Here is a 10,974-nt window from a genome sequence, read left to right on the forward strand (position 1 = left end):
GCTAGAAGAAGTGCTGCCCTCAGTGGGTGGGAAGCGGCATCCGGTTCGACACCTCTGATGCGCCGGTGGTGGCGAGCGCCTCATTGTCATGAGGTTCGTAGTCCATGGCATTGGCCGCATGGCGGCCGGCGACGTAACCGAACGTCATTGCAGGACCGAGGTTGATGCCGCCCGACGGATAGAAACCGCCCATCACACTGGCCATGTCCGTTCCCACCGCATACAGGCCGGCAACAGGTTGGCCATTCTCGTCGAGCACCTGAGCGGAGCCGTTGGTCTTCAGGCCTGCGAACGTGCCGAAGCTGCCCGGGAATACCTTGACCGCGTAGAAGGGTCCGTGCTCGATCGGCGCGACGCAAGGATTCGGGCCTTTGTGCAAGGGGTCGCCCCCCTTTCGGTTATACGGCGTGGAGCCGCGTCCAAACAGAGGGTCCTCACCACGGCGCGCATGCTCGTTGTAGAACCTGACCGTAGCTGCCAGCGCATCAGGATCGATACCGCAACGCCTCGCCAGCTCTTCGATCGTTGAACCTCGTTGCAGATAACCGCTGCGGATTAAAGATCCGACCGGCACAGGGAAAGGCCGTGCGTAACCCAGACCATACCGGCGCAGAAACCGGTGATCGCAGACAAGCCACGACGCTACTTCCTGCCCCTCCGGCGCCGCCGCGACCATGGCGGAGGTGTAGTCGTAGTAACCGTCCGCCTCGTTCACGAAGCGCTTGCCGTTAGAGAGCACCCCGACGACACCGGGCTTGGCGCGGTCGATAATGTGCGGGAAGTGGCCAATGCTGCCGTCAGCGTGCTTAACTTTCGACACGGGCGCCCAGGCGGCAGCCGAGGCGACATCCGTGACAAGGCTGCCACCCGCCGATTCGCCCAGACTCACGCCGTCGCCAGAGCAACTCTCGGGCGGCAAGGCGAGGTGTTCGCGGCCGGTGGGTGTGCGTGGAAGAAGCGCCTTGCGCCGTGTCACATCATTGGGGAACCCGCCGGCGGCCAACACGACGCCCTTCGCCGCGCGAATCGTTATTTCGCCCCGGGCCGTCGAGACGACTGCCCCTCGAACCGCCTTACCCTCGAACACCAACCTCGTTGCAGGTGCGGACTCCATCAAGGTCACACCCAGGTCCTGCGCCGACCTGGCAAGGCGCGCGACCAGTGCGACACCGTTCACCAGTTGCATGGCGCGGCCGTACAGCGCCAGATCGAGCAGATGCCGCGTGAAACGCCTTGTGACGTGCGTGAAGGACTTGAGAGAGCGCGTCACGCTCAGAAAAGCCATCAGGTCCGCGCCCGCCATGATCGGCATGCCCATGAACGAGGTTTCGCGCATTGTCTTGCGCAGACGTTTGATCAGCGGGCCGACCTGCCGCCCATCGTACGGTGCGGCAATGACCTGATGACCCTGTGTTGCTGCACCTTCGACGTTGCCATGTACATCAGGAATGCCGTTGCCGTCTACAAACTGCAGCGACGTATGCTGTTCGAAGAAGGACACCATGTGCGCGCAGTTGTCGAGAAATGCATCGATACGCTCCGGGTCGTAGCGGCGGCCGAGTTCGTTCCTGAGGTAGGTGCGGGGCTGTTGCGGGTCTTCATTGATACCCGCGCGCCTCGCCAGCGGATTGCCTGGAACCCACATCCAGCCGCCCGACCATGCCGTTGCACCACCGAATACGGCGTCTTTTTCCACTACGACGACCTTGAGACCATGCCATGCCGCAGTGACCGCCGCGGCCAGCCCCGAGGCGCCGGAGCCGATCACGAGCAGGTCGCAGTCCATCTGGGTTGAAGTGTTCATTTCCACAGTTACTACGAAATGAGCCTTGGTGGGGCGCTGAATCTGCCATGGCCGGGCTCATCGACGACCGAGCCCCAGGTCAACGTCTGAAGATACGAATGACGTTATTTGTTGAATACTATTCCCGATTAGAAGAATTGTGTCAATGTCGTCCGCTTGCATTCATGGAGCACGCGGGGCGTCGGAACGACGAGTCTCAAACGAAGATTCTATTTTTGCGCGAGGTCGACATTGCGTCACGCTCATGACTTCGCGCACGCTGGCGTCGTCGGCAGCCATGTTGGGGTCGCGCAGAATCGCGACGGCGCTCGTCATCTGTCCGGTTGGACAGTAGCCGCATTGATATGCGTCGTACTCCCAGAACGTTTGCTGAACAGGATGGAGTTCGCCGTTTCTCTCAGCCCTTCGATCGTGGTGATGTGATCGCCTTCGTGCCGGATCGCCACTGAGAGACGAGTGCGGCATCAGGCCCGCGTTGTTGAGCATGACATCGACCCGCCCGTATTGCTCGACCGCCGTGTCGACGAGATGTTTGACCTGTGCCGCATCGGTGACATCGGTCGCGACGGCCAGCGCCACTCCGCCATCCGCGACGATTGTCTCGGCCAGCGCATTGGTCCGGTCGAGCCGCCGCGCGCCCAGCACGACAATCGCGCCCTGCGACGTGCGCGCAATTCACAAATCGTCTTTAAGCACGCAACACTAGCAGGGAGTTTCAACCCAACGCGCGGGAAAGACTCTCCAAATTGAAATCGACAAGCTCTACGAAACACCCGAGCATGCGCGCGGCGTGGCTGCCCGAAGCCGGCAATCAACGCACACCGGCGGTGTTGGCCCAATCCCGCACCGCCTGTGCGAACAGCCGGAGCGCAGTGGGAGGATGGCGGTTGGCGGGGTAATAGAGGCTCAAGCCCGGAAACGACGGGCTCCATTCGGCCAGCACCTGAATGAGCCGCCCCGCCGCGAGGTGTTCGGCAACCAGATAGTCAGGCACCCAGGCAATGCCGATGCCCGCCAGCGCCGCCTCGACCATCAGGTTCGTGTTGCCCAGCGTCATGGGGCCGTCGACATCAATACTCGCGCTTTTGCCGTGATATTCGAGATCCCAACGATAGAGCGTGCCGCTCTCGAAGCGGAACCGGATGCAGCGGTGTTTCGCCAGATCGTGCGGTGCCTTCGGCGCCTCGTGGCGCGCAAAGTAATCAGGCGACGCCACCGCGGCAAAGCGCAGGTCGGGGCCGAACCTCACGGCGATCATGTCGCGCGGCACATCCTCAAGAACGCGGATGCCGGCATCGAAACCGTCGGCCACGATGTCGACGAGCCGCGTGTCCACGACGAATTCCACGTGGATATCCGGGTAAGTCGCCAGAAAATCGGGCAGCACGTGCTGGACGATCGACTTCGCCGCTGATTCGGAGGCGCTGATACGGATCGAACCCGACGGGCGGTCGCGTGCGAAAGCCACCTCGTTCACGGCGTCTTCGAGGTCGGCAATGGCGGGCCCGACTCGCCGCAGCAGTTGTTCGCCCGCCTCGGTCAGCGCGACCGAGCGGGTGGTCCGGTTGAAGAGGCGCACGTCGAGTCTTGCTTCAAGTCCCCGCATGGCGTGACTCAACGCGGACGGCGAGACCCCCAAGGTCCGCGCCGCCGCACTGAAGCTGCGCTGATGAGCGATCGCGACGAATGCGGTCAGTTCAGATAAGCCGGCTCGCAACATAAGTGAATTTTCCTCATAACCTTTTGCAATTCTAGCCTTATTGTTGAGCTACGCACAACAGCCTAAGCTTGAGGCTGTTGAACGTCGCGTGGCGCCCGTGCGAACAGGCCGCCTTCCACGCTCGTCACTTTTCGAAAGGAGAATGCAGATGCAAAAGCGCAAACTTGGAAACAGCGGTCTCGAAGTCTCGGCACTAGGCCTCGGCTGCATGGGTTTGAGCTACGGCTACGGACCGGCCACCGAGAAGACGGCAGGCATCAAGCTGATTCAGTCGGCTTTCGAAAAAGGCGTCACGTTTTTCGATACCGCCGAAGCCTATGGTCCGTTATTCAACGAAGAACTGGTCGGAGAAGCCGTTGCGCCGTTTCGCGATCAGGTGGTGATCGCAACCAAGTTCGGCTTCACGGAAGGCGACGTGACCAAAGGCGTCGACAGCCGGCCCGAACGCATCCGTGCGGTCGCCGAGGCATCGCTCAAGCGGCTGAAAACCGATCGTATCGACCTCTTCTACCAGCATCGCGTCGATCCGAATGTGCCTCTCGAAGACGTGGCCGGCGCCGTCAAGGATCTGATCGCACAAGGCAAGGTCAAGCACTTCGGCATGTCCGAAGCCGGCGCGCAGTCGATCCGCCGCGCCCACGCCGTACAGCCGGTGGCAGCATTGCAGAGCGAGTATTCGTTGTGGTGGCGCGAGCCGGAAGAGACGGTGCTACCCACGCTGAAAGAACTGGGCATCGGTTTCGTGCCGTTCAGCCCGCTCGGCAAGGGCTTCCTGACCGGCGCGATCGATGCGACCACGTCGTTCGACAAGACCGATTTTCGCAATGTCGTGCCGCGTTTCTCCGAAGAGAACCGTAAGGCCAACGCCGGCCTCGTCGAGGTACTCGGCAAGATTGCCGATGGCAAGGGTGCGACGCGCGCGCAGATCGCGCTTGCGTGGCTGCTGGCGCAACAGCCGTGGATCGTGCCGATTCCGGGCACGACCAAGATCCATCGGCTGGAAGAAAACATTGGCGCGGCCGCGGTCGAATTGTCGGCGGCCGATCTCGCTGCTATCGAAGCGGCGTTGAAGCAGATCAAGGTCGTGGGTGATCGTTATCCGGCCCATTTGCAGCAGCGCGTCGACCGCTAGACCAACGTTTCGCCCCACCCGTTTGCTCCTGCGTCGTCGCAAGATTGCGGCAACGCAGGAGCGCTATTGGCTTAAAAGAAATGCCAGACCATGTCGTTGAATAATCGCTCACCCGCTCCAGCGGCATCATTGCCCGGCACTGCAACGGAAAGCGTGACACCCGCAGCCGACCAGCAAGGTCTGCGGATCCTCGCCATATTGAGCCTCCTGATGGCGTTCGCGTCGATCTCGACGGACCTGTATCTGCCTGCCCTGCCCGCGATGGCGCTCTCGCTGCACGCCGACACCGGTGCGATCGAGCTGACGATCTCCAGCTATCTGATCGGGTTCAGTGTGGGCCAACTGCTGTGGGGTCCTATCGGCGACCGTTACGGCCGCCGTATGCCGATCGCCATCGGACTCGTGCTGTTCATCATTGGATCGGCCGGATGTGCGCTGTCGGCCAGCAGCGGTGCGCTGGTCGGCTGGCGAGTCGTGCAGGCCGGGGGCGCGTGCGCGAGTGTCGTGCTCGCCCGCGCGATGGTGCGCGATCTCTACACCGGCCATCGCGCGGCCCAGATGATGTCGACACTGATGACGATCATGGCGATCGCGCCGCTGATCGGACCGAGCGTGGGTGGCCTCATTCTTCACGTGGCGTCATGGCGCGCGATTTTCTGGGTGCTGGTCGGTGTCGGGCTGGCGACGCTCGCCGCATTGGGCGCATTGCCCGAAACGCTACCCGAGGCGCGCCGCAATCACGAACCGCTCGGCCGCGCGCTCGCCGCCTATGCCACGCTATTGCAGCATCGCCGGGTGCTCGGCTACGCGGGCGCAGGCGGATTCCTTTACGGCGGCGTGTACGCGTATGTTGCCGGCACGCCGTTCGCATACATCACCTATCACCACGTTTCGCCGCAGCGCTATGGCGTGCTGTTTGCAGCGGGCATCGCTGGCATCATGATCACGAACCAGATCAACGCGAGGCTGGTGAGACGCTACGGGAGTGATCGCCTGATGCGTGCCGGCACATGGGGCGCGGCAATCGCGGGCATGCTGCTAGCCATCGACGCATGGACGGACTGGGGCGGGCTGGCCGGCCTCGTGATTCCCCTGTTCCTTTTCGTTTCAGCGACCGGCTTTATCGTCGCCAATGCGATTGCGGGTGCGCTCGGCACATTCCCCGCGCGCGCCGGCACCATGTCGGCGCTCATCGGCGCAAGCCAGTACGGCACCGGCGTTCTGGGCTCGGCACTCATGGGCTTCTTCGCCGATGGCACGCCCTGGCCAATGGGCGCCGTGATCGCGGCGATGGGGATCGGCAGCCTGCTTTGCGCCACGCTGCTCGTGCCGCGGCCTGTCGCGATCTCCGGCGTAGCGACCACAGCTAAATGAGACCTTGCGGGTAATACCCGGCTCACCTGCTTTGCTGACCGAATCGACCTCGGCATCAACTACGTGGACTCTGCTCCGGCGCACAAACGACAGTCGTGACAACGGAGATGCAGACGCCAGGCGCACCTGCATCTCCTCTCCTCAAGCGTTGGACGCCTCACGCTGCCAGACGCTCGACGCATACGCCGTTTCGTCGAAATCCGCCGGGACATCCGCCGCAAGTCGCGCGGCATGCGAATCGAGATCTGCAAGAAAGAGGTCGCGGCTGATACGGCGGACCACCGCGGGAATATCGCGCTTCATACTCGGCACGTCACCTACCGGCACACCGGCGCTGACGAAACCCGCCGGGTTGTAGACGTGGATGTCTTTCAGATACGGCGCCTGTCCCGGCGATTTCTCCAGATACTCCAGCGCCGCGCCGAGATACGGATGCGCGCCGAGCCCTTCGTCGGCATCGCTGGCGGGTGGTGCGTACTGATCGCTCCACAGCCGGATGTGCGACGCGAAATCCACCAGCTCTGCCCGCGCCGATGGATCGATGAAATAGCCCGTGCCCGCAATCGCAAAGTCGAACTCGAACGTTTCGCCCGACACCTGCGCCGCGATGCGCCCTTCCACTTCACGCGCGGATTCCCATTGCGCGCCGGTATGCAGGTGAAAGTTCGGAAAACCTGTGACGCGCTGAAGCGAGTCCAGCGGTGCGGTCGATCCCGAGCGCTTGAAGCGAAGCGCCTGCGCCCAACGCAGCGCGTCGGGCAAATCGAAATAGTTGTCGTAGGCGCCGGGGTAGGCGCGCGCACGTGAGACCGGCACGGCCGCCAGCGCCGCACGTCGCACGAACAGATGCACGTTGGCCGCGCCCGCTTCGAGTGCGGTCGCCGCCGCATCGAATGCGGAGGCCGCGCCGCCGAGCACCGCGACTGACTTGCCGCGCAACGCGGCAAAGTCGATGTCGTGCGACGTATGCGCCACTAACAACGCCGGCAATTGTGCCAATACGCGCGGCACGAACGCGCCGCCATTGCCCGCTACACCGTTGCACAGCAGCACCTTGCGCGCCGTCTCGACGCGCGCGTTGCCACTCTCTTCGAGATGCAGGCGGAAATGTGTGCCCAGCGGTTCGATTCTCACGAGCCGTGTGCCGTAACGAATCGGGATGCCGAGAAATTCGCGGTACCACGCCAGATACTGCGCCCACTGCTCACGCGGAATGCGATCGATCTCGCGATACGACGCCGCGCCGAAACGCGCTTCGTGCCACGCCTGAAAGCTGAGCCCCGGCAAACCGACTTCAGGCCCGACCAGCGACTTCGGCGTACGCAGCTTGTTCATGCGCGCGCGGGTCAGCCACACGCCGGCCTTCGACGCGTCATTGGCTGCATCGATCACGCTCACTCGGCCGATGCCGGCCCGCCGCAGCGCAAACGCGAACGCACAGCCGGTCTGCCCACCACCGACGATGAACACGTTGTGATCGATACCCGGCTGGTCCGGGACCCAGTTCTCGGGCGCCGGACCGAGCAGTTCGAGGGTGCGGCGCGCTTCGTCGTCGGGGTGAGTCGTGTGTGTCATCGATCTGTTTTCCTTGTTGGCGGCATATTGCCGATTCAGTTCGCGCAACCGTTGCGAAGGCGGCATGTGTCACTTGTTCCCTTCGTCGGTCAGGAAGCCCGTGCAGTGCCGGTCCTGGGCGATCCTGTCGTCGGCGCGATCGATGCGTGCAGAACGCGCGTCAGCAATCCATCGCCGCGCGCCGACATCAGCCGACCGCCTGGGTCGCGCGTTGCATGTGCGTCGCGTTGTAACGCACCACGAGACCTGTGTCAGTTTCGAAGCCAAGTCTCCCTGTCAACGTTTCGAGCGGCCGGCCGTACAGGTGAAAGTGCAGCGTAGGTTCCGCGCCGCCCACATGAATGCTGTGGATATCGTCCGGCAGAAATGCGATCGGCACGCCTGGGCGCACCACCACTTCCTGGGCCAGTTCGAGTTGCGCGCGATCCGGGTCGCGGCCATCGTCGATACGCCGGTAGAGGCGGTTGAGTTCCGCGCCGTCGATTGCAGCGATCACGGCCCATGTGTCGTGGTTATGCGGGATCGTCGTCTTGCCCGGCAATAGCGAGTTCAGATAAAGCGCGAAACCGTCTTCACCCGGGTTGAGCCGGTAGCGAGTCGACGTGTCGCCGCTGCCGGGTTGCGGCGGTGGAAAGTCAGCGGCATCGAACAGCGTGCGATGGGTCGCGAGTTCGAGCAGCCGCTCACTCAGCGCTTTGATCGCTCCGCGCGTCACGCCCTTTTCGCCGATGATGCGGCGGGCGTCGGCGAGTAGTGCCTGCACGGCTTCGTGTCGTTGAGTGGAGACGTCGTTGCGGGTTTCATCAGTCGTGGTGGCGGTGGTGGTCGTGGTCGTGGTCATGATCGTGAGGAATGGGACGAATTGCGCTCGCGGCGAGGACCGGATCGAGCGCCGACATCACTTCGTCGAACAGGATCCGGTCGGGCTGCATCGCCAGCGAGCGTGCTATTGCTACGCGTTGCTGCTGACCGCCCGACAATGCGCCCGGATACATCGGGCTTTGTCCGCGAGACACACTTTGGCGAGCAGCACATGGGCGTCGGTTTTCTTCGCGCGCACGTCGATGCCGTCGACGTGAATCTCGCTGGTTCGCGGCACGTTGCGCAGTGACAGCAATGCCCCGTTACCGCGCTGTCGAGCGACTTGCAGGGTATCGCTATCGGCGAGCGCGGCCGGCGTCTGCGCGCGCGCCGTGGCCGCTGCGTTGGGCGCGATACCGATGCGCGCCACGCGCTCGGAGAGAGCCAGTTTCGTCATTCGTTGGGTGTCCTGTCGTGAGTGCGGGGCGGTCGTGCCGGTATTCGAGTGGACGGCCGATCAACCGGCCGCCGAATCAGCCGCAAATTATTTTAGGAACGCAGAAGACATTCGCTAACCAATGAATGCGCGAAACCTTATCTATCGATCTGCTATGTGAGAGAAAAACTCGCAGCCGCGCGGCATCAACGTGGACCTTGCGAACGACATCGCCAAGCGCCCCTGTGCCAAGGTCCAATTGGTTTCGGTACAGCCCACTACTCGTGTACAGTTCCTGCAGCAATGCAAGGTCGACATCCTGATCGCCAATATGGAATACAACCGGCAGCGTGGGGAGATTCGCGATCACGTGCCGACACCGTACTATCGTGTGGGCGGTACGGCGATCATCCCGAAATCGAGCGGCATCACGAAATGGGAAGATCTGCGCGGCAAGCCGGTGTGCATCTCGCAGGGCAGCAGCTATATCCGGCCGGTCGTGGAGAAGTACGGCGCGCTTCCACGCGCGTTTCCCGGCGCGTCGCAATCGCTGCCCGCATTGCGCGGCGGGAGTTGTGTCGCGGCTGTACATGACGCTGCACCGCTGCTTTATCCGTTACAACAGCGCGACCCGGAATGGCGCGATTACCGGACCATTCAACCGGCGCTCGAACCGGCTTCGTCGGATTTCGCAATTCACGCGTTGGCTGGAGAAGCGGCTTGACGCGGGATGACGCATTGACCTGCTTGCGAATCTACCGCACGGAATCGTTGATCCGCGTGTGCAGATTCCTGACCTGATCGTCAGATGGCTACACGGCGATGACGGCTGCGTCCAGTTCGACCAGAGGCACAACGGCCCTCCTCTTTTCGCCGCGACAAGCTGACATCGGAACACACCGTTCCGCCTAAGATGGCGCACATTCGATCGCAAGCTCATTTGCGTAAGTTGCAACTGCTCGCCGACCTGAGCTTTTAGCGCATCAACAAAGCGCTTGATTTTCGCGTCTACGAACTGCCGTGACGGATAGACCGCGTACACATTCCGCTCGTAGGTGTGAAATTGCGGCAGCACACGAACGAGCGTTCCCTTACGCAGGTCGTCGATCGCGGAGAATGCCGCAAGCAACCCTATTCCAGCGCCGTCGCGCAACGCCACGGCCATGGCCTCCATGTCGTTCACACTGAAGTGCGGGCCGGAGGGCCGGAAAACGGCGGTGTCGGAGGAACTCTGAAGATGCCATTCGTCGGGTGTGTAATCCACGGTGCTCAGCAGGACGTGCGCATGATCGGCCAGATCTTCCGGCTTCTCGGGCGCGGGATGCCGCGCCAGGTACGCAGGGGAAGCAGCCAGCACACAATGGCTGCTTCCAATCTTCTGGCTGACATAGGCAGAATCGGGCAACGCGCGGGCGATCACGACAGCCAGATCGAGTTGTTCTTCGAGGAGGTTGGGCATGCGTTGCGAGAGCAGCAAGTCGACCGAAACCTCCGGATACGCTTCGCGGTAAGAAAGCACCGCACGCGTTACAAGCTCACGCCCTAGTCCCGGCACGGCGTGGACGCGCAACGTCCCACGCGGCTCGAGCAACGCGCTGCTCGCCTCGGCTTCGGCATGCTCGATGTCGGCCAGGATCGACACGCAGCGCTCGTAAAAGCGGCGGCCCGCGTCGGTGACGACGAGGCGTCGCGTTGACCTTTGCAACAGTCGCGTGTTGAGCCCTTCCTCGAGCACTGAAACGGCTCGCGAAACATTACCGACCGTGGTATCGAGATGGTTGGCAACGGCAGTGAAACTGCTCACCTCCACAACCTTCACGAATACCGACATGTTGTAGACCTTGTCCATTCCGATTCTTCCCGTTGAGCTTTCATTCTTCTTTCCTCAATCGCGTGCGACAGGTTCAAAGCCACGCCATAAGCACACCCAGCATGATACGCGTGGGTTTCGCCGAGAGCAGAGACGGGGTCAGGCAGTTCTATTCCCCCAGGTAGCACGTTCAAAAACAGCACGGGCGCTCCAAAAAAACGGCGCGATTTTCCCTCCAGCAACAAGACTGATTCTTTCCTGCTCCCCTAAAAGCCGATCGTCTTCAGGCCTAGACTTCGTTCCGTAGTCAGGCACTCGCTGC

The 10,974-nt window shown here is 62.4% G+C and carries 8 protein-coding genes and 2 pseudogenes; 3 read left to right on the plus strand and 7 right to left on the minus strand.

The window, feature by feature from the left end; all coding sequences use genetic code 11:
- Positions 1-19 precede the first annotated feature (19 nt).
- The 3 genes from P0D70_RS31020 to P0D70_RS31030 form a co-directional block, all read right to left on the minus strand.
- On the minus strand, positions 20-1,804 hold the full coding sequence (locus tag P0D70_RS31020) for an FAD-dependent oxidoreductase (protein ID WP_408187291.1): 1,785 nt from the start codon (positions 1,802-1,804) through the stop codon (positions 20-22).
- A 162-nt stretch (positions 1,805-1,966) separates the two neighbouring features.
- Positions 1,967-2,479 carry an SDR family NAD(P)-dependent oxidoreductase gene (locus tag P0D70_RS31025; RefSeq protein ID WP_408187299.1) on the minus strand — a complete coding sequence of 171 codons (513 nt, stop codon included), beginning with the start codon at positions 2,477-2,479 and terminating at the stop codon, positions 1,967-1,969.
- A gap of 136 nt (positions 2,480-2,615) precedes the next feature.
- Positions 2,616-3,524: a LysR family transcriptional regulator gene (locus tag P0D70_RS31030; protein ID WP_408187292.1), complete on the minus strand. Its 909-nt coding sequence runs from the start codon at positions 3,522-3,524 to the stop codon at positions 2,616-2,618.
- A gap of 148 nt (positions 3,525-3,672) precedes the next feature.
- On the opposite strand from P0D70_RS31030, the gene P0D70_RS31035 reads away from it, so the two are divergent.
- Together P0D70_RS31035 and P0D70_RS31040 are read left to right on the plus strand one after the other, a co-directional pair.
- Positions 3,673-4,656: an aldo/keto reductase gene (locus P0D70_RS31035; protein ID WP_408187293.1), complete on the plus strand. Its 984-nt coding sequence runs from the start codon at positions 3,673-3,675 to the stop codon at positions 4,654-4,656.
- Positions 4,657-4,746: 90 nt separating this feature from the next.
- Positions 4,747-6,030 carry a multidrug effflux MFS transporter gene (locus P0D70_RS31040; protein WP_408187294.1) on the plus strand — a complete coding sequence of 428 codons (1,284 nt, stop codon included), beginning with the start codon at positions 4,747-4,749 and terminating at the stop codon, positions 6,028-6,030.
- A 141-nt stretch (positions 6,031-6,171) separates the two neighbouring features.
- Here the strand turns inward: P0D70_RS31040 and P0D70_RS31045 are convergent, their stop codons facing one another.
- The 3 genes and pseudogenes from P0D70_RS31045 to P0D70_RS31055 form a co-directional block, all read right to left on the minus strand.
- On the minus strand, positions 6,172-7,605 hold the full coding sequence (locus tag P0D70_RS31045; protein WP_408187295.1) for an NAD(P)-binding domain-containing protein: 1,434 nt from the start codon (positions 7,603-7,605) through the stop codon (positions 6,172-6,174).
- A 187-nt stretch (positions 7,606-7,792) separates the two neighbouring features.
- Positions 7,793-8,446, minus strand: coding sequence for a cysteine dioxygenase family protein (locus P0D70_RS31050; protein WP_408187296.1), 654 nt, complete (start codon positions 8,444-8,446; stop codon positions 7,793-7,795).
- Between the two features lie 40 nt (positions 8,447-8,486).
- Positions 8,487-8,863, minus strand: a pseudogene (locus P0D70_RS31055) (ATP-binding cassette domain-containing protein); the annotation flags it as partial.
- A 163-nt stretch (positions 8,864-9,026) separates the two neighbouring features.
- Between P0D70_RS31055 and P0D70_RS31060 the strand changes: the two are divergent.
- Positions 9,027-9,527 (plus strand): annotated as a pseudogene (locus P0D70_RS31060) (transporter substrate-binding domain-containing protein); the annotation flags it as partial.
- Here the strand turns inward: P0D70_RS31060 and P0D70_RS31065 are convergent.
- Positions 9,459-10,691 carry a LysR family transcriptional regulator gene (locus P0D70_RS31065; RefSeq protein WP_408187298.1) on the minus strand — a complete coding sequence of 411 codons (1,233 nt, stop codon included), beginning with the start codon at positions 10,689-10,691 and terminating at the stop codon, positions 9,459-9,461. The pseudogene P0D70_RS31060 and the gene P0D70_RS31065 overlap by 69 nt on opposite strands.
- Positions 10,692-10,974: the final 283 nt, after the last annotated feature.

Source organism: Paraburkholderia sp. RL17-381-BIF-C (genome assembly GCF_046026435.1).
Classification (GTDB): domain Bacteria; phylum Pseudomonadota; class Gammaproteobacteria; order Burkholderiales; family Burkholderiaceae; genus Paraburkholderia.

What these genes read in the sequence shown, in the direction of transcription:
- P0D70_RS31020 (WP_408187291.1), bottom strand. Translation starts at nt 1,804, where the DNA reads ATGAACACTTCAACCCAGATGGACTGCGACCTGCTCGTGATCGGCTCC.
- P0D70_RS31045 (WP_408187295.1), bottom strand. Translation starts at nt 7,605, where the DNA reads ATGACACACACGACTCACCCCGACGACGAAGCGCGCCGCACCCTCGAA.
- P0D70_RS31040 (WP_408187294.1), top strand. Translation starts at nt 4,747, where the DNA reads ATGTCGTTGAATAATCGCTCACCCGCTCCAGCGGCATCATTGCCCGGC.
- P0D70_RS31050 (WP_408187296.1), bottom strand. Translation starts at nt 8,446, where the DNA reads ATGACCACGACCACGACCACCACCGCCACCACGACTGATGAAACCCGC.
- P0D70_RS31030 (WP_408187292.1), bottom strand. Translation starts at nt 3,524, where the DNA reads ATGTTGCGAGCCGGCTTATCTGAACTGACCGCATTCGTCGCGATCGCT.
- P0D70_RS31065 (WP_408187298.1), bottom strand. Translation starts at nt 10,691, where the DNA reads ATGGACAAGGTCTACAACATGTCGGTATTCGTGAAGGTTGTGGAGGTG.
- P0D70_RS31035 (WP_408187293.1), top strand. Translation starts at nt 3,673, where the DNA reads ATGCAAAAGCGCAAACTTGGAAACAGCGGTCTCGAAGTCTCGGCACTA.